14 protein-coding genes are annotated in these 17,374 nt (G+C 63.5%); 10 read left to right on the top strand and 4 right to left on the bottom strand.

Annotation, left to right across the window (positions count from 1 at the left end):
- Positions 1-56 precede the first annotated feature (56 nt).
- Entirely contained in the window at positions 57-1,433 is a 1,377-nt protein-coding gene (locus E4S61_RS09210) for a right-handed parallel beta-helix repeat-containing protein (RefSeq protein WP_209309468.1), read from the top strand.
- A gap of 78 nt (positions 1,434-1,511) precedes the next feature.
- Here E4S61_RS09210 and E4S61_RS09205 read toward each other — a convergent pair whose 3' ends face one another.
- Both E4S61_RS09205 and E4S61_RS09200 read right to left on the bottom strand, forming a co-directional pair.
- Positions 1,512-2,087, bottom strand: coding sequence for a metal-dependent hydrolase (locus tag E4S61_RS09205; RefSeq protein ID WP_135303644.1), 576 nt, complete (start codon positions 2,085-2,087; stop codon positions 1,512-1,514).
- The gene (locus E4S61_RS09200; RefSeq protein WP_135303643.1) at positions 2,087-3,094 is read right to left on the bottom strand and encodes a DUF1616 domain-containing protein; all 1,008 of its coding nucleotides are present in this window, start codon (positions 3,092-3,094) and stop codon (positions 2,087-2,089) included. The genes E4S61_RS09205 and E4S61_RS09200 overlap by 1 nt, the downstream gene beginning before the upstream one ends.
- A 365-nt stretch (positions 3,095-3,459) precedes the next feature.
- Here E4S61_RS09200 and E4S61_RS09195 point away from each other — a divergent pair, with 365 nt between their 5' ends.
- Both E4S61_RS09195 and E4S61_RS09190 read left to right on the top strand, forming a co-directional pair.
- Positions 3,460-4,551, top strand: coding sequence for a DegT/DnrJ/EryC1/StrS family aminotransferase (locus tag E4S61_RS09195; RefSeq protein ID WP_135303642.1), 1,092 nt, complete (start codon positions 3,460-3,462; stop codon positions 4,549-4,551).
- Positions 4,548-5,537: a Gfo/Idh/MocA family protein gene (locus E4S61_RS09190; protein ID WP_135303641.1), complete on the top strand. Its 990-nt coding sequence runs from the start codon at positions 4,548-4,550 to the stop codon at positions 5,535-5,537. The genes E4S61_RS09195 and E4S61_RS09190 overlap by 4 nt, the downstream gene beginning before the upstream one ends.
- 210 nt (positions 5,538-5,747) lie before the next feature.
- Here E4S61_RS09190 and E4S61_RS09185 read toward each other — a convergent pair whose 3' ends face one another.
- On the bottom strand, positions 5,748-7,313 hold the full coding sequence (locus E4S61_RS09185) for a hypothetical protein (RefSeq protein ID WP_135303640.1): 1,566 nt from the start codon (positions 7,311-7,313) through the stop codon (positions 5,748-5,750).
- 309 nt (positions 7,314-7,622) lie between these two features.
- Here E4S61_RS09185 and E4S61_RS09180 point away from each other — a divergent pair, with 309 nt between their 5' ends.
- The 7 genes from E4S61_RS09180 to E4S61_RS09150 all read left to right on the top strand — a co-directional run bounded on the left by E4S61_RS09180 (position 7,623) and on the right by E4S61_RS09150 (position 16,398).
- Positions 7,623-8,207, top strand: coding sequence for an acyltransferase (locus E4S61_RS09180; RefSeq protein ID WP_135303639.1), 585 nt, complete (start codon positions 7,623-7,625; stop codon positions 8,205-8,207).
- Entirely contained in the window at positions 8,204-9,535 is a 1,332-nt protein-coding gene (locus E4S61_RS09175) for a nucleotide sugar dehydrogenase (RefSeq protein WP_135303638.1), read from the top strand. The genes E4S61_RS09180 and E4S61_RS09175 overlap by 4 nt, the downstream gene beginning before the upstream one ends.
- Positions 9,536-9,858: 323 nt before the next feature.
- Positions 9,859-10,539: a DUF7344 domain-containing protein gene (locus tag E4S61_RS09170; RefSeq protein ID WP_209309467.1), complete on the top strand. Its 681-nt coding sequence runs from the start codon at positions 9,859-9,861 to the stop codon at positions 10,537-10,539.
- 249 nt (positions 10,540-10,788) lie between these two features.
- On the top strand, positions 10,789-11,382 hold the full coding sequence (locus tag E4S61_RS09165; protein ID WP_245180654.1) for a helix-turn-helix transcriptional regulator: 594 nt from the start codon (positions 10,789-10,791) through the stop codon (positions 11,380-11,382).
- Between the two features lie 566 nt (positions 11,383-11,948).
- Positions 11,949-13,763 carry a glutamine--fructose-6-phosphate transaminase (isomerizing) gene (glmS, locus tag E4S61_RS09160; protein WP_135303635.1) on the top strand — a complete coding sequence of 605 codons (1,815 nt, stop codon included), beginning with the start codon at positions 11,949-11,951 and terminating at the stop codon, positions 13,761-13,763.
- A gap of 27 nt (positions 13,764-13,790) precedes the next feature.
- Positions 13,791-15,473: an asparagine synthase-related protein gene (locus tag E4S61_RS09155; RefSeq protein WP_135303634.1), complete on the top strand. Its 1,683-nt coding sequence runs from the start codon at positions 13,791-13,793 to the stop codon at positions 15,471-15,473.
- Between the two features lie 166 nt (positions 15,474-15,639).
- On the top strand, positions 15,640-16,398 hold the full coding sequence (locus E4S61_RS09150) for an SGNH/GDSL hydrolase family protein (RefSeq protein WP_135303633.1): 759 nt from the start codon (positions 15,640-15,642) through the stop codon (positions 16,396-16,398).
- 352 nt (positions 16,399-16,750) lie between these two features.
- Here E4S61_RS09150 and E4S61_RS09145 read toward each other — a convergent pair whose 3' ends face one another.
- Complete coding sequence (locus tag E4S61_RS09145) at positions 16,751-17,338, bottom strand: DUF7344 domain-containing protein (RefSeq protein ID WP_135303632.1); 588 nt, start codon at positions 17,336-17,338, stop codon at positions 16,751-16,753.
- Positions 17,339-17,374: the final 36 nt, after the last annotated feature.

Below are 17,374 nucleotides of genomic sequence, written 5' to 3'. Positions count from 1 at the left end.
ATTTGTAAGATTAAATTAATAAGTAAAACAGTATTTTAGATAGGTGTTGACAGAGAATGAGTGAGCAAGAATCATTACAGACCGAAGACGTGGACCAGCAGACCGAAGCAGCGGACCAGCAGACCGAAGCAGCAGACCAAGAAATCGACAGCAACCGCCGGACCTTCATGCAAGCGCTCACCGTCGGAGCGGCGGGCCTCGGCGTCGCCGCGATGTCGGGCAACGCAGCGGCGGCAGAGGACGACGAGGAACTGTCGGAAGCGTTCGAGATTGGCGGCGAGGCGCTCAACCTCGGCGGCACGCTAGTTGTCGGTGACGGCGGCTACGACACGATAACGCAGGCCTGGGACGCCGCTTCCGCGGGCGATACCATCTCCGTCCACTGCTCGTACGACGCCGAAGAAGCCGGCGAACCGTTCCCGGTCGTGTTGGACTACGAGGAGAAAGAAGTCATGCTGACCGGCGGTCACCCCTCCGGGTCCGTTATCGACGCGAGCCACTCGAACCAGAACGTCATCGAGGTACTCGGGCGTGGGATGAACGACTACCGGAACAACCCTGTGGTCCAGAACCTGAAGATCATCGGCGGCGACGTCGGTCTGCGCGTCCGCGCGGCCCCGTTCGCCTCCTTCGAGAACCTCGTGTTCTACCGCACTGGCTCTCACGGCGTCTGTATCGAGGGGTACACAGACCCCGACAGCGGCCGCGAGAAGGGGACGTTCGGCACGCTGTTCAACAACTGCCAGACGTGGTCCTGTGGCGGCGATGGCTTCCGAATGGAGACGAACGCGATGTCCCACGGCACGACGTTCCACAGTTGTAAGGCCTCCGCGAACGCGGGCGTCGGCTTCCGACTTCGAGGGTACATCAACGAGATCGTCGGCAGCACTGCGCAACTCAACCACAGCTACGGCGTCGAGGCCCGCTACGGGAAGGCGAGCCACATCGAAGGGTCGTACATCGAGGGGAACGGCCGCGCGAAGAGCTATCCGATCGAAGTGTACGCGAAGAACTCGGACGGACTCAACATCCACAACTGCTACTTCAACGGCATCACCTCGCGATCGACCTCCCACAGCCACGACAACGTCCTCCGCGCTATCAACGTCCACGAGACCGACCGACTCTCGATCCACAACTGCACCGCCCGCAACTACGGCGAGGGCGTCATCGCCACGTTCGACTGCGTCGACCCGGACTTCCACGCCTCCTCTCACTACACGCTCGATGCCGGCCGGGGCCTGTTCGCCACCGACCCGGTCGGACACGGCAACGTCCGTGCCCGCACGCACGGGATGATCATGCCGAGCGACCTTCGAGACGTCAACGGCGATCACGAAGGCGACACGGGGTACCACATCGGCGGTGGCGTCGAAGGCCCCGCAGTCTGGCGCGAAGGCGAGTGGCGCATCTCCGAGACGACGTCGCTGTAGATGAACGCCGTATCAACCGCGTAGACGACTGTTTTCTTCGCAATCGCTGATCTCGTTACCGCTCACGTGCCGAGTAGGTTACTGTGGGTCGACGGCCCAGTCCCAGAGTTCGCGGACCACCGGTGCGCCGTCAGCCAGCCACAGAATTGCCGCCAGCAGAAGCGGTCCAAAGTAAATTGCAAAGACGTACGGCCCCGCTGACGACTGAAGCAGTTCGAGGAACTCGCCGACGTAGTAGACGAACTTCTCGACGAACGAGAGGTCCGAGTGTGACCCCGGGAGGACGACGACGGGCCAGAGCACACGCGTGACGGTGTACGCCCCGCCGGTCAGGACAGCGAGCATGACGTCGCCCACGAGGTGAGACCACCACCCGACCAACACCGCCAGCCCGAGACGGATTCGGTCGTACTTCGCGCCGACAGCGAGTGCTGCCAGTCCCAGCGGCACGGCGAGGAAGACGGAGTGTGCGATGGCGTATCCGCTCGGAAACACCGCTAGCGACCACGATAGGGGTTTGTCGACGAGGTCGGGCAGTTGCGTCGCAAGCGCGAGGACGATTACCTCACGGCCCCCGATAGCGTTCATGCCGAGCGCGCGACGGGTCAGCGAGTACAGCACGTAGCCGAAGGCGAGATGCCCCCAGGGGAACATCAGTTCTCCCCCGACTCCGTGGGATTGCCCGCGGGCCAGAAGTGCGCCTCGCGGTAGGCGTCCCCGGCCGTCGGGTTTTCGGGTGCGTCACCGCGGAAGAGCAGCACTTGCACGCGCACGTTCTCGCCGCCACCCTCGAACGTCTTCTCTATCTGCTTGGTCTCGCCAGCGGCGACGCTGGTCTGGACCCGGTCGGTGACGCGCTCCTGTTGGACCTGCGTCCGATTGTCGCCGACCGAGACCTGTTGACGTTTGACGACCACCGTGTACTGTGCATCCTCTTTCTCCTGATTGGCGATGACGATGTTCGCCGGGACGGAGCCGCCGTCGAGCGACTCTTCGACGCCGAGTAAGTACTCGCCGTTCTCGTCTAGCAGGTAGAACTCCGTAGCGTCCTGGTCGTGGGACGGGAGCGTCGGCCCGACGGCAGCGTAGGCGACGCTAGAGAGCAACAGGAAGATAGTGGCGACCAAGACGAGATTCAGGACGCGATGGCTGTCACTCTTGACCTCGAAAGGCGAGTGCTGGCGCGCACCGCGGCGGCTGGTCGTGAAGTACGTCTGGAGGCCGCCGACGAAGCTACCGCTGACTCGAAACCGACGTTCGGCCGGGAGCCGGGCCCGGCGCACGAACGCCGCCAGGGACAGGACCGCCGTCACGACGATCGTGCCGCCGAGCACCGGTGGGCCGCGGACGCCGTACGGCGTGAAGTTGAGCACGAGCGCGATTATCGGGACGATGGCGACCGACGCCGCGATGGCGAACCCGGCCCGTTCGAGCGGCGTCAGGCTCCACCCCTCGTCGTTTCGGGCCGCCTGATTTCTGGGCGCGTCCGGATAGAGGAAACTCACGAGCGCGTAACCCGGCAAGAAGAGAATGGCGGGCAGCAAGAGAGGGACTCTGAGCAGTGCCCCCCCAGGCGGTTCGACTACCACGACGGCCGTTGCCGCCCCCAGCAACACGAGGACGGCGAGTAGGTCGACGACTGTACCGAGGCGTTCGTTCATCGGTTTGCCGGAAGCACCCGAGCCTGATAAGCGGTCAGGATCGTTCGAGTTCAACGGTTCTAAACCGTCTCTGATAGCCGCCGCCTAAGGAGATTCGGGATCGAGCGGGGGGTGATTTAGCCCCCCACTCACCGACGACTGGTCGGGGGCTAAACGGCGGGAGACCGCTTACCTCGCCCATAATAAAGCCCTGTCTGGTACATTAGCAGTCTGAAGACGGCGGAGCGGCCGCCGAAATCGACCATGCAACCGAGTGAGCAAGGGACTGTCGCGCTGTGCGACGAACGACCGACCGAATCGCAGACCCCGTCCGCACCCCGTTCGCGGGCGGCCGAACGATATCAGCCGAGACGGGTGAGCGACGAATGGTAGATATTCCCATCGCGTCGCCGACGATCGGCGAGCCGGAACGCGAGCGCGTCCTCGACGTCCTCGACTCGGGCTATCTCGCCGCCGGCGACGTCGTCGAGGAGTTCGAAGACGAGTTCGCCGACTACTGCGAAGCGGACCACGGCGTCGCGGCCACGAACGGGACCGCCGCGCTCCACGCCGCGCTCGAAGCGGTCGGCGTCTCCGAGGGCGCGAACGTGATTACGACGCCGTTCTCGTTCGTCGCCACCGCGAACACCATCCAGTTCGCGGGCGGGACGCCGGTGTTCGCCGACATCGACCCCGAGACGTACAACCTCGACCCCGAGAGCGTCGAGGAGAAAATCCGCGAGAGCGACGACCCAGTCGACGCGATCGTCGCGGTCCACCTCTACGGCCTGCCCGCCGAGATGGACGCGCTGCGGGACATCGCCGACACCTACGACGTGGCGCTCGTCGAGGACGCCTGTCAAGCTCACGGCGCGCGCTACGACGGCGACGCCGTCGGCGCGATCGGCGACGTCGGCTGTTTCAGCTTCTACCCGACGAAGAACATGACCTCCGGCGAGGGCGGGATGATAACGACCGACCGCCAGGACGTCGCCGACGCGGCCAACCGCTTCATCAACCACGGCCGCGAGGTCTCGGGCTACGACCACGTCGAGGTCGGCCACAACTTCCGGATGACGAACATGGAGGCCGCCGTCGGTCTCGCCCAGCTCGAACGGCTCCCGGAGTTCAACCGCAAGCGCCGCGAGAACGCCCGGAAGCTGACCGAGCGACTCGCCGACACCGAGTTGGCGACGCCCACGGAGCCCGAGAACCGCCGGCACGTCTACCATCAGTACACGGTCCGGTGTCCGGACCGCGAGCAGCTGAAACAGACGCTCTCGGACCACGGCGTCGGCAGTGCGGTGTACTACCCGACGTCCATCCACGAACTCGAAGCCTACGAGGAGTACAGCGTCTCGGCACCGATTTCGGAACGGGCCGCCGACGAAGCGCTCTCGCTTCCGGTCCATCCGGAAGTCGACGACGACGACATCGAGCAGATCACCGCTGCCATCACTGAAACGCCGCTACTATGACAACGACCACACCTACACCCGTCGGCGTAATCGGCGTCGGAAGCATGGGCCGCAACCACGCCCGCGTCTACCGCGAGCTTCCGACCACCGAACTCGTCGGCGTCTACGACGCGGACGAAGAGAACGCGCGTGCGGTCGCCGAGGAGTACGACACGCGCTATCGCTCGCTCGACGACCTGCTGTCGGCCGTCGAGGCTGTCTCCATCGCCGTCCCGACACAGTACCACTTCGATACCGCCCGCGAGTGTATCGATGCGGGCGTCGACGTACTGGTCGAGAAGCCGTTCGTCTCCGACGCCGAGGAGGGCGAGCGGCTCATCGAGTTCGCAGACGAGCGCAACGTCAACATCCAGGTCGGCCACGTCGAGCGGTTCAACCCGGCAGTCAGCACCCTGCTGGACCTCGTCGAGGACCTCGACATCATCGCCGTGGACGCCCACCGTCTCGGGCCGCCGCTCGACCGCGAGATCGACGAGTCTGCCGTGATGGACCTGATGATCCACGACATCGACATCCTGCTGGCGCTCGTCGACGACGAAGTCGACGCCGTCGACGCGGTCGGCAACCGCAACGCCCGCTACGCGAGCGCGAACCTCGCCTTCGAGTCGGGCGTCGTCGGGCAACTGACCGCCAGTCGCGTCACCCAGGAGAAGGTCCGGAAGCTCACCATCTCCGCCGAGACCTGCCGCGTGACCGTCGACTACATCGACCAGACGCTGGAAGTCACCCGCGGGTCGGCCCCCGAGTACATCCGCGAGGACGGCGAGTTCACCCATCGCCACGAGAGCTTCGTCGAACAGTTGAGCGTCGAGAACCGCGAGCCGCTGAAACACGAGCTCGACGCGTTCGTCGAGTCGGTCCGCACTGGAACCGAACCGCCGGTCACCGGCGAGGACGGTCTGCGCGCCCTCGAACTCGTCAAGGAGATCGACGAGCTCTCGAAGGACTCGACCCGCAAGACCCCGAAACCCGCCACCACGCAGTAGCTCACTCGCCTGGCGTCACCGACAGTCCCGACGCCTCGGCGGTGGTCGATTCCCCTCGTTTTCTCGCCGCTATCGCTTCGAGAGATGTCTCTCGGGGCTGTGACTCATCGAGGACGCTACCCGGTTCAGAGAGACGAGTCTCCCGTCTTCGAGTATGCGCTTAAAAAGGAGTGTGGGACCGTTTCAGCGCTGTGTGAGAAACGCGCTCGCCTACAGCAGACAGCGGAACGAGTCGTCGTCGCTGTCGTTGCTACCACCAGAGTCGCCGCCGGAGTCCGACGTGTCGGTCGCGGTCTGTCGGGTCGTCGTCTCCGTCGAGGCGTCTCCAGACGTCCCGCCGGACGTGTCGTCCGAGGCGTCCGTCGCCGTCGGCTCCGCCGTCTGCGTCGCGGTGTCGGTCGAGTCCTGCGTCTGCGTTTCCGTCGGTTCCTGCGTCGTCTCCGTCGGCTCTTCGGTGGCCGTTTCGGTCGACTCTTCGGCCGCTGTCTCGGTGGCTTCCTGGGTCTGCGTCTCGGTCGGCTCCTGGGTCGCCGTCTGTTCGGCATCGGTAGCGGCGGTAAGTTTCGCGAGCGTGTTCGTCCCCGAGGCGAGCAGGACCGCGTAGCCGCCGTCCTCGGTCTGGAGGACGTCGGCCACGCTGTCAGCGCCCGATTCCGTGAAGAGGTAGCGCCACTGCTCGGTCCCACCGCCGTCAGTACGAACAATTGTGGGCGCGTACTCGGCAGTGGTATCGATGCTCATGTAGCCGGCTACGGCGTAGCCGCCGTCCTCGGTTTCGAGGACCTGCTTCCCGAAGTCGGTGTCCCCGGCGGGACCGTCGAACTCCGCGCGCCAGGTACGCGCGCCGGAACTGTCGAGTTTCCCGAGGACCATATCCTCGCGGCCCTCGTCGCGACCAGTGTAGGCGTAGCCGCCGTCGTCGGTCAGCGCGAACTCGTGGTTGTACGGGGTCGCGCCATAGTCGATGCCGAGCGTGACTCGCTGCTGAACCTCGCCAGCGGAATCGAGCACCAACCCGGCGCAAGTGTCGTCTTCACGGACTGCCGCGTGGTAGCCGCCGTTGCGCGGCTGAACCCACTCGACGCTGAAGCCGTCGTACTGCTGTTCCCACGCGATACTTCCCGACCCGTCGAGTTTGGCGAGCCACGCGCTGCCTTCGAACGAGCCCCCGGCGAGGAAACCGCCGTCGTCGGTCGCCGTCGCCGTTAGGAACAGCGAGTTGTCGCTGTTGCCCGAGTCGAAATCTGAACTCTCGTCGTCCTCGAAGGCGTCGTGCTGGACGACCCACGCCACGTCGCCGCCCGCGGTCACCTTCACCGCTTCGGCGATCTCGCCGCCGACGCGGTCCTCGAAGGTCTCGGCGGGGTTGGTCGCGTGTCCGACCATGACGAACCCGCCGTCCGCGGTCTGGACGATATCACAGAAGGAGACGTCGTTCGTCTCCGAGTCGCCGTCGTCGGCGAACGCGATCCATTCCTTCGAGCCGTCGGCGGCCACCTTGACCATCCCGTACTGCGCCCCGTCGCTTCCGGCTGGCGTGCCGGTGCCGGCGAGGGCGTAGCCGCCGTCGGCCGTCTGGGTCGCCGCGGTGAGGTGGATGTCGTACTCCTCGCCGCTGTAGTTCTGTTTCCACGCAACCGTGGGACCGCTCTCGCTCTCCGTCTGGGTTGCAGTGGCGCTGACCGCGGTTCCACTGACGAGAGCGGCACCGGCGGCCACGAGACCGGTGACGAACGTTCGGCGGCCAATTCGGGCGGGGGGGCTGTCCTGAGACATGACGTCCAGTATTATGTCGAGCTACCCGCATTATTATGAATTAGATAAGCGGCATTTTCAGCGCCTGAACCGCGGGTTTTCGACGTGTCTCCTGCTGTCGGACCCTTATCGCCTTTATAATAAACCGGGTAGGGGTACTCCGTTGGAATAGCCCACGGGCCGGACCGGCCCGAGGGGGAACGTGATTCCGATGAAATCGAGCAAAACACTGGTGGTTCTTGCGAGCATCGTCACAGTCGGCCTTCTCCTGCGCCGATTCAACAGTAGCGGCGCGGACGCAGCCGACACCGGCGACACAGAGGTGTGAGCATGGCTGCGACAGACCTGGGCCACAACTGTGACATCGACGACGGTGCGACAGTCGGCTACCGTCACAGCGAGGACGCCGATCCGACCGTTATCGGCGACGACGCCCGTATCCGCTCGGGGACGACGATCTACACCGACGTCGAAGTCGGTGAGAATCTCATCACCGGGCACGACGTTCTCGTGCGCGAGAACACGACCATCGGCGACGACGTCGTCGTCGGGACCGACACCGTCATCGACGGCGAGACGACGATCGGCTCCGATGTCAGTCTCCAGACGGGCGTCTACGTGCCACAGAACACGACTATCGGCGACAACGTTTTCATCGGACCGAAGGCCGTGTTGACGAACGACCAGTATCCCATCAGACAGGAGTCCGGACTCGTTGGACCGACCATCGAGGACGGCGTCTCCATCGCGGCGAACGCGACGATTCTCCCCGGCGTCACCATCGGCGAAGACGCCTTCGTGGCCGCCGGAGCCATCGTCACCGACGACGTCCCGGCGGGCACGCTCGCCATCGGAGCACCGGCGGAAGAGAAACCCCTTCCCGAGCAGCTCAGCGGCGGAAACGTGATAGCATGAGTGAATCAGTCTCACACAGAACAGGCGAACAGAGTGCCCGTCCCGAGGGCGAACAGATATGCATCGTCGGACTCGGCTACGTCGGCATGCCGCTCGCGCTGGCGTTCGACGACAAGGGGTTCGAGGTCACCGGTTTCGACATCGATCCCGAACTCGTCGAGACGCTCAGTAACGGCAACGATCCGACTGGCGAGGCCGGCCACGACCGGGTCGCGGAGAGCGACGTTTCCTTTACCGCACAGCCCGACAACATCGTGCGCGCGGACTACGTCATTCTCACGGTCCCGACGCCCGTCGACAACACGCAAAACCCGAACCTGGACTTCGTGAAGGGCGCGGCCCGCACCGTCGGCGAGCACGTCTCCGAGGACACGACGATCATCCTCGAATCGACCGTCTATCCCGGCGTGACCGAGTCCGAGCTCGCCCCCATCATCGAGGAGGAGTCCGGGCTGACCGCCGGCGAGGACTTCAACCTCGGCTACTCGCCCGAGCGACTCTCGCCCGGCGACAAGGGCAAGACGCTCGAAGAGGTCATGAAAATCGTCAGCGGCGACACCGAGGAGACGCTCGACGACGTGGCGACCCTCTACGAGACGGTCGTCGACGCAGGCGTCTACCGCGCGCCGAGCATCCAGACCGCCGAGGCGGCGAAGGTCATCGAGAACGTCCAGCGTGACATCAACATCGCGCTGATGAACGAACTCGCGATCATCTGTGACCACATGGACATCGACACCCACGAAGTGTTAGACGCCGCCGGGACGAAGTGGAACTTCCACGACTACCGGCCCGGCCTCGTCGGCGGTCACTGCATTCCGGTGGACCCACTGTACCTCGCTCACGGCTCCGAACGCGCGGGCTACACGCCGAGTCTCATCCTGCAGGGCCGCGAGGTCAACGAGTACATGCCCAAGCACGCGGCCGAACTCACGATGCGTGGCCTCAACGAGGCCGGGAAGGTCCTCAAGGACTCCTCGGTACTCATCCTCGGGCTCTCCTATAAGCCGAACGTCGGCGACATCCGCACCTCCGAGGTGGACGAGGTCATCACCGAACTGGAGACCTACGGCATCACCGTCGAGGGGTACGACCCCCACGCACAGAACGACGCGATGGCCGAGCACTTCGGCATCCCGATCCAAGAGTCGCCCGACTTCGAAGACTTCGACGCCGTCTTCCTGGCGACGCCCCACGACGAGTTCGACCGCTTCGACCTCTCGAAGGTCGCGGGCGCACTCAACGACGACCCCGTGCTCGTCGACGTGATGGCGAACGTAGACGAGGAGACCGCCGCAGAGGCCGGCTTCATCTACGACCACCTCTAGTCGCGCGCCGACCGACGGACTCGCGTTCACCCCCAACTCCCCCAGTACTGTGCGATAGTCTACTCCCGCTAGCGATCGGTCGCCGGTCTTTCGACGTGTCAATATAACGTCCAGATGCAGGCCAGACGGCGCATATTGTGGGTCGTTTAATGGCCTATCCGCTAGTCTTGCCGCCTCACGGCCGCATTTTAGACTGCGTGATCGATAAGGAATAATCAAACCCGTAAGGTGCGGGGAGAAATAGAACAGTTGTGCAACGATTGGAAACCGTTTGAAATCGATTGCAATGGCTTCCCCCCTTTATCTATGCCCGGGGTAATCGGATGAATAGAACACCAATGGCTGTAACCGCAGAGCAGACCGACGACGTTTCGACCCAGAACACCGAGACAGCGACTGCGGACGACGAGGACGACACGCCCACGGAGATTTCGAAAGACGACCTCTTTCACGTCCTCCAGAACGAGCGTCGGCGTCGCGTCCTCGCGTATATCATCCACAACGACGGTCCCTTCGAGATGCGGACGATTGCAGAACAGGTGGCCGCGTGGGAACACGACACCACCGTCCGCCAGCTCATGTCCGACGAGCGCCAGCGCGTCTACATCGCTCTGTACCAGTCCCACCTGCCGAAGCTCGACGACATCGGCCTCATCGAGTACAACCAGAGCCGTGGGGCCGTCGAGGCGACGCCGCTGCTCGACGGCGTGAGTAAGTACGTGGACTCGCCCGAAGTGGCCGCGCGCTCGGACGACACCGTCTCCATCGACGACGCGGGCGAGACCGACACGGCCGACGCGGACGACGACGTCGAGGACGACGCGGACGCGCCCGCAAGCATCAGCCAGCACTCCGCCTTCGTGGGTGTGACGACCGTGAGCTTCCTCCTAACCGTCGGTGTGTGGTCACAGGCAATCCCCTCGGCGCTACTCTCAGGCCTGCAAACGGCCGTTGTCGTCACCGCCCTGTTCGCACTGACCTCCATCGCGTCCGCGTGGACGTAAGCTATCGAACCAGTTCGACCGAGTCGAGAACTGTACGTTTATCAATCACATCAGCCGTCTGCGTCCAACTTTAACGGGAGAGAAACTATCCCACAAAAGGCCCACTGTGTAACTAGTGACTGACAGTGCTTCCAAGCCAGACCGGACGTGAGACGAGACGCAGCAACGTACTCTCTGGGGACCCGTGTGTCCCGGGGGTCCGATGACGATATGTGGGAGTACGCCCGTATCACTGGGCTGAGACTGGGAGTGCCACTAGCTATCGCCATCGGCGTGCTGGTCTTTGGCGTCGGCCTGCCGGGCTGTGTCGGCGTCGCGAGTGCGACACCCGCTTCCCAGCCCGCCGACGACCGAAACGCCCCCGGTCAGACCGCCGCCGTCGATTCGGCAGTTCCCCTTCCCTGTGAGTCCTCGATAGCCAGCCTCACTGCCGCCGCAGGAGCGGCGAAGGAGCGAAGCCAGCAGGCGCTCGACTCTCATCTCACCAGTACGAACGTGTTCTCGCCCGTCTCGAATCCCTCCGTCGTGTTGCTCGCGAGCGGGGGACTTCTCGCCCTCGTCCTCCTCTCACTTATCCGGGTCCGCGAACGCCTCTTCGGTAGCGACGACTCCGGCGACTCGGACGACGAACAAGAGCCGTGGAAACCGCTGACCGACGCCGACCGCGTCGAGCAGTTGCTCGCCGAGAACGACGGCTACATGAAGCAGTCGGAGATCGTCGACCAGACCGAGTGGTCGAAGGCGAAAGTGAGCCGCCTCCTCTCGCGGATGGCCGACCGGGACATCATCCGGAAGGACAAGGACGGCCGCGAGAACATCATCGTCCTCAAACACCGAGGTTGAGACGATATCTGCTCGGCCTCTGTCGGGAGACACGACGACCGACACGAAGCGTTGAACGACCGTGAACGGTACAAACTGTCAGTGACCGCGTGCGTGTACGGGAAGCGCATATTTTGAGCAGCGGGCCATATCACCCGACCGTTCCAACCGTACCACACCTATATACGCCGATATATCTCTCGTTCTTGTGACAACGATTGACACCACTCTCCTGGGCTCGTATCCGGGGGCAATCTCCGGACGGCAGGGCCATCGAAACAGAATTACACACCTGATAAGCGCCACAAACGGAGGTGATAAGCAAACACCCGGAAACGGGCCGTCGCTCGGAGGATTAAGCCGAAACAACCGAAACGATGGGGGCACTGTTGCGTTTTTGTCGGATTTCCGCCACCCGAGTCCTTAACGAGCAGATAGTAATGCCCCATCCCGGTGTACGGTGGAAGTGAGAGAACCGTAGACTCACGCAATCATGATGAGTACTATTCGCCCTTCGTCTGACCGACCCCGAACCGCACCGATGCGAATCACTCCGTCGAGTTCCGCCGTCTCGGAGGCATACTGAGATGTGTGGAATCATCGCCTGCGTCGGCACGGACGACGCGGTCGACCGGCTGATCACTGGTCTCGAGAATCTCGAATACCGCGGCTACGACTCCGCCGGAGTCGCCGTAAAGAACGGCCACGGCGTCTCGATATACAAGCAGTCGGGACAAATTAGTGACCTGAAGAACACGATCGTCCAGAATCTTCCCGACGGCGAGATCGGCATCGGCCACACCCGCTGGAGCACGCACGGACCGCCTACAGACGAGAACGCGCATCCGCACACGGCTGAATCCGAGCAGGTCGCTGTCGTCCACAACGGTATCATCGAGAACTACGAGGAGCTGAAGGCCGACCTCCGTGCGCGTGGTCACGAATTCGACAGTGACACTGACACCGAAGTCATCCCGCATCTCATCGAGGGGTACATGGACGAGGGCGCGGACGCGCGTGAGGCGTTCGAGCGCACGATCGACTCACTCGAAGGGAGCTACGCGACGGTCGCGCTCGTCGAGGGCCACGAGAAGCTGCTGGCGACACGACAGGACTCCCCGCTCGTCCTCGGCCAGCAAAACGGCGAGTACTACCTCGCGAGTGACGTGCCGGCGTTCCTGGAGTTCACTAATCAGGTCAGCTACCTCGAAGACGGCGACGTCGCCGAGGTCAGCCCCGAGGGCGCGACCATCACTGACGGCGACGGGAACGAGGTCTCCCGCGACATCGAGACTGTCGAATGGGACCCCGAGGAGACGGGCAAGGGCGCGTACGACCACTTCATGCTCAAGGAGATCGACAGCCAGCCCGAGTCGCTCCGCAAGACGATTCAGGGCCGCGTCGACCCCGAGGCGGGCGAGGTCACGCTCGACGCCCTCGACGAGGCCGATTTCGAGGACATCGAACAGGTCCATCTCGTCGCCTGTGGAACCTCCTATCACGCGGCGATGTTCGGCAGTAACCTGCTGAACCGCCGCGGCATCCCCGCGACGGCCCACCGGGCCAACGAATACACCGACACCATCCCCGTCAACAGCAACACGCTGACGATCGCGGTGACACAGAGCGGCGAGACCGCCGACACGCTCACCGCGATTCGCCGCGCGGAGAAAAAGGGCGCACAGACGCTTGCGGTGACCAACGTCATCGGTTCGACGGTCGCACGCGAGGTCGAGACGCCGGTGTACATCCGCGCCGGTCCGGAAATTGGCGTCGCCGCCACCAAGACATTCTCCTCGCAGGCGGTCACGCTCAGCCTGCTGGCCGAGCAATTCGCCGACGACCTCCCACAAGGCACGCCCCGCGAGGACCGCGAGGAGTTCCTCGCCGCACTCGAACGACTTCCGGAGGACATCCAGCGCCTCCTCGACACCACGGAGGCCGAGCGACTCAGCCGCCATCACCTCGACAAGGAGGCGTTCTTCTTCATCGGGCACGAGCTGAATTACTCCGTCGCCCTCGAAGGCGCGCTGAAGTTCAAGGAGATCACCTACGAACACGCCGAAGGCTTCCCGTCGGGCGGCCTCAAACACGGTCCGCTGGCGCTGGTCACCCCCGAGACGACCATCTTTACCCTCCTCGGGTCCGGCCCCTCCAACCAGACTCGAAGCAACGCCGAGGAAGCGCGCGCCCGCGGGGCGAACATCGTTACGGTCGCCCCCGAGTCCGTGGACGTAGACGACGTGGCCGACGAGCAACTGGCGATTCCGGACACACACCCGGACCTCTCCAGTCTGCTCGCGAACATCCAACTGCAGTTGGTGTCGTACTACACGGCCAGACAGCTCGAACGCCCCATCGACAAGCCCCGTAACCTCGCAAAGAGCGTCACAGTCCGATAACGTGTCACCTGAAATATTTTCCCACTGATGAACACAGAGGTATTCGGAGTATTCGGCGACCGCGAGGCGTTCGACCAGTTCGCCACTCCAACGAAGTACGACCGCGTGCTGGAAGGCAGGCAGGTGACTGTCGGCGTTAGTGACGTCGCTCTCGGACTCCCCGGCCGGACGCAGGTTTACGACGGCGAAGACGGGCTCTGTGTCCTCTGGGGTGAGGCGTTTATCGACGACGCTGGGAGTACATCGACGGCGAAACACCTCTACGACGCGTTCGGCGAGCAAGGAGCGAACGCCCTCGGGACGGTCAACGGATCGTATCTAGCCGTCATCGAACGAGACGGCATCGCCCGAGTCTTCACGGACCAGCTTCGCAGTTGGGAGTGTTACTACACCGACGCTCCCGGCGTCCGCGTCTTCGGGAGCGACGCCGCTCACGTCGGTCGCACCATCGACGACGCGACGCCGTACTGGGACGCGATCCGCGAGTTCACGCACTTTGGGAACGTCTTCACCGACCGAACGACGATCGAGGAGTTAGAGCGTGCGCCCTTCGACGGCTATCTCGGCCCCGAGGAGACCGGCGAGTTACGTCGGTTCGTCTATCAGCCCACGGAGTTCGACTACGCGGGCGAACTGGCCGATCGCATGGAGCGCGCGCTCAAACGACGAGGTGGACTGCCCGGACACAACGGACTACTGTTGAGCGCCGGGTACGACTCGCGGATAATCCTCTCGCAGATAGACGACATCGACCGCTGTTACTCCATCGGCTCGCCGGACGCCGACGAGGTGCAGGTCGCGCGCCTGCTCGCCGACCAGTACGGAGCCGACCACGACATTCTGGAGGTCGACGCCAGTTACCTCCAGACGCTGTACGACGTGGTGCAGTACACACAGGGGTTGCGCGAGTCCTTACACATCCACCACCGCGGCAACGACCCCGAGATTCAGGCAGACAGCATCTACCACGGCCTGTTCTTCGATACGATGTTCCGCGGATACTTCCTCCCGCGGGATGGGTTCGAAGTCTTTGGACATACGCTGCCGCGCAACCGACTCGAACCGGACCCCGACGTGTCGAGTCACTACTGTGGGTTACTTGGCTGTTTCCCGGACGCCGAGACGAACGGACACGACTGGGACATGTTCGACGAGACGGCTGGACAGCAGTTCGCCGAGGAGACGATCCAACCGGCCTTCGAGCAGTGTCTCGACCGGGCGGACTCGGTGTACAATGCCATCGACCTCCTGGGTGTCAAACTGAAGCCCACGCTACCGTTCCGGGCGCATCTGGCCGACAACTACATCGAGAGCTTCATCGCCGCCGACGCCGAGCTCGTCGAGTGGCACCTGCTGACGCCGCCGGAACATCGCAACGATCGGGTGTTCCTCGAAGCGCTCAAGCAGATCGACGACGACATCCTCCGCCACCGACCGCCCAATCGCCCGCACGACTCGTACCGCATCAACCAGATGGAGAAGTTCCTGCGACGGAAGTTGCCCGTGGTCGAAGCGTTCGATACGGCGTGGCCGGATCGGGACCGCATCTACGCCGACAACAACATGGACCAGCAGCTGTTCCCGGAGAGCGAGTCCATCCACGAACTCGCCCCGCGGACGAAACTCCGAATCAACGACGTCGCGAGCTGGCTCGACGCCACCCTCGACCACCCAATCGCACCTGACGAGATGGTACGGTCGAAACAATGACCACCCGAGTAACTATCGAACGGCCATCAGACGGAAGCCGACCGAAGGCCAAAGCAGCGGAAGACAAACTGAGCTACCGAATGCAACGCGATTACGAACGATCTCGATATGCGACTGCGATCGACCCGGCACGCCGTCGCCGGGCGGTGTCAGGGGGAATAACAACATGAACGAGACACTACTGATACAGGGAGACTCGCTACCGCTCCCGCGACAGACCGTCCCCTACGAGGAGACCTGGCCAGGTCACCTCCGAAACGACGCGCGCTTTGCCCACATCGTCAATCGCTCGCAAAGTGGGAAGACGACCGACGACCTGCGGGCGGAGAAAGTCAGATTTCCGGGGCGAAAGCTCGAGTTGTACTCACCCGACTACGTCGTCTTGCAGATCGGAATCGTGGACTGTGCGCCGCGACTACTCTCGAAGAACGAAAAGAGCCTCCTGACCTCAGTCCCCTTCGAGTTCGTCAGCCGAGCCAGCAGTTACGCCATCAAACAGCTACGCGATCGCTCACGGCAGCGAACGTACGTTTCGAAGACGGAGTTCGAGGCGAACCTGCGCGACTACCTCGAACGGGCTGAGGACGTAGACGTCGACCAACTCGTCGTCCTCAAGATACTGACCGCGGGCGAGAAGTATATAGAGAAGAACCCGAACGTTCAGCAGGCCATCACCGAGTACAACCGCATCCTCGACGCCGTCGCCGCTGAGTTCGACTTCGTCGAGACGTTGCGACCACTCGCGGATACGGACGACGAGGAAGCGGCAATCGTCGACGAGTACACGCTGGGCGACGGCTACCACCTGAACGGCCCTGGCCACGGATGCGTCTACGAACGGCTGATAAACGAGTCTGCACTCGGCGACCAAGTCACGACGACGGACAGCGATACCGCCTCCGATCCGTCGGTCGCCGACGACTGACACACCCTGTCCTCCACTCCGGTACCGCCAGCCACTGACTTCGTCGTCGCGACCACAGCAGTTTCTTCCCTTCTGACATCGGTGACCGCTCTCTATGTCGGCTCTCCGACAGCAGTGGTTGTTCTCTCCGCTTCACGCACTGCTGACAGTGTGGTCCGAAGATGTCCGCTCGCCCTCGACTGCTCGTTGCCGTCGCCCGTTTTAGCAGAGCGTTTCGGTCGTAGCGCTCGATGTCGTTAGTGAATCTCTCACGCGCAGTGCCTGTCGGTAGGTGAAAAAGAGCACGACGGCGGATGTCGGGCGCGACGGCCCGAGATACCCGCCGAACCGAGCAGGTGAGAGTGAAGGACGATTACGCCAGAACGCCGTTAGTGACCATCGTAAACAGCGTGAGCGCCACGAGTCCGACGACAGTGACCGCGAGCATCGTCGGCAGTGCCAGTCCCGCGGCCGCGCTCCCGACCACGAGGGTACTCAGGCCGAGCGCCCCACTGTAGTACGGTGCGTTGGACCCTTCCGGCTCATCGACAGACTCGTCGGCGTCGTCCTCGTCGGCGTCGAGGTACGGCGAGAGTTGGTCGGCGACGGCCGTGCGCTTGACGATCCCACGGCTCTGGTTGTACTCGATGACGCCCTCGTCGTCGAGCTTCGGCAGGTGGGACTGGTACAGCGCGATGTAGACGCGCTGGCGCTCGTCGCTGGTGAGCGCCTGTACCGTCGTGTCGTGTTCCCACGCGGCCACCTGCTCTGCGAGGTCGCGCATGCGGACTTCCTCGTCTTCTCCTTCGAGATAGCGGAGTGCGTCGCGGCGACGGCGGTTCTGCAGGAGGTGGAAGATGTCGTCTTTAGCCAGATCACGCACACGCGTGGCGTCGTCGTCGGCCTCGGAGCGGTCGTCTTCGATCTCGGATTGCTCGGTAGGGTTCTGCATCGTGCTCATTGCTCTACTCAGTCTTACAGAGTACGGGGTAATAAG

The organism is Haloarcula amylovorans, assembly GCF_004681185.1.
In the GTDB taxonomy this organism is placed as follows: Archaea; Halobacteriota; Halobacteria; order Halobacteriales; family Haloarculaceae; genus Haloarcula; species Haloarcula amylovorans.
This window is presented reverse-complemented; position numbering and strand designations above follow the sequence as displayed.

Coding starts and splice junctions, on each gene's coding strand:
- E4S61_RS09210 (WP_209309468.1), top strand. CDS start 57: ATGAGTGAGCAAGAATCATTACAGACCGAAGACGTGGACCAGCAGACC.
- E4S61_RS09205 (WP_135303644.1), bottom strand. CDS start 2,087: ATGTTCCCCTGGGGGCATCTCGCCTTCGGCTACGTGCTGTACTCGCTG.
- E4S61_RS09200 (WP_135303643.1), bottom strand. CDS start 3,094: ATGAACGAACGCCTCGGTACAGTCGTCGACCTACTCGCCGTCCTCGTG.
- E4S61_RS09195 (WP_135303642.1), top strand. CDS start 3,460: ATGGTAGATATTCCCATCGCGTCGCCGACGATCGGCGAGCCGGAACGC.
- E4S61_RS09190 (WP_135303641.1), top strand. CDS start 4,548: ATGACAACGACCACACCTACACCCGTCGGCGTAATCGGCGTCGGAAGC.
- E4S61_RS09185 (WP_135303640.1), bottom strand. CDS start 7,313: ATGTCTCAGGACAGCCCCCCCGCCCGAATTGGCCGCCGAACGTTCGTC.
- E4S61_RS09180 (WP_135303639.1), top strand. CDS start 7,623: ATGGCTGCGACAGACCTGGGCCACAACTGTGACATCGACGACGGTGCG.
- E4S61_RS09175 (WP_135303638.1), top strand. CDS start 8,204: ATGAGTGAATCAGTCTCACACAGAACAGGCGAACAGAGTGCCCGTCCC.
- E4S61_RS09170 (WP_209309467.1), top strand. CDS start 9,859: ATGAATAGAACACCAATGGCTGTAACCGCAGAGCAGACCGACGACGTT.
- glmS (WP_135303635.1), top strand. CDS start 11,949: ATGTGTGGAATCATCGCCTGCGTCGGCACGGACGACGCGGTCGACCGG.
- E4S61_RS09155 (WP_135303634.1), top strand. CDS start 13,791: ATGAACACAGAGGTATTCGGAGTATTCGGCGACCGCGAGGCGTTCGAC.
- E4S61_RS09150 (WP_135303633.1), top strand. CDS start 15,640: ATGAACGAGACACTACTGATACAGGGAGACTCGCTACCGCTCCCGCGA.
- E4S61_RS09145 (WP_135303632.1), bottom strand. CDS start 17,338: ATGAGCACGATGCAGAACCCTACCGAGCAATCCGAGATCGAAGACGAC.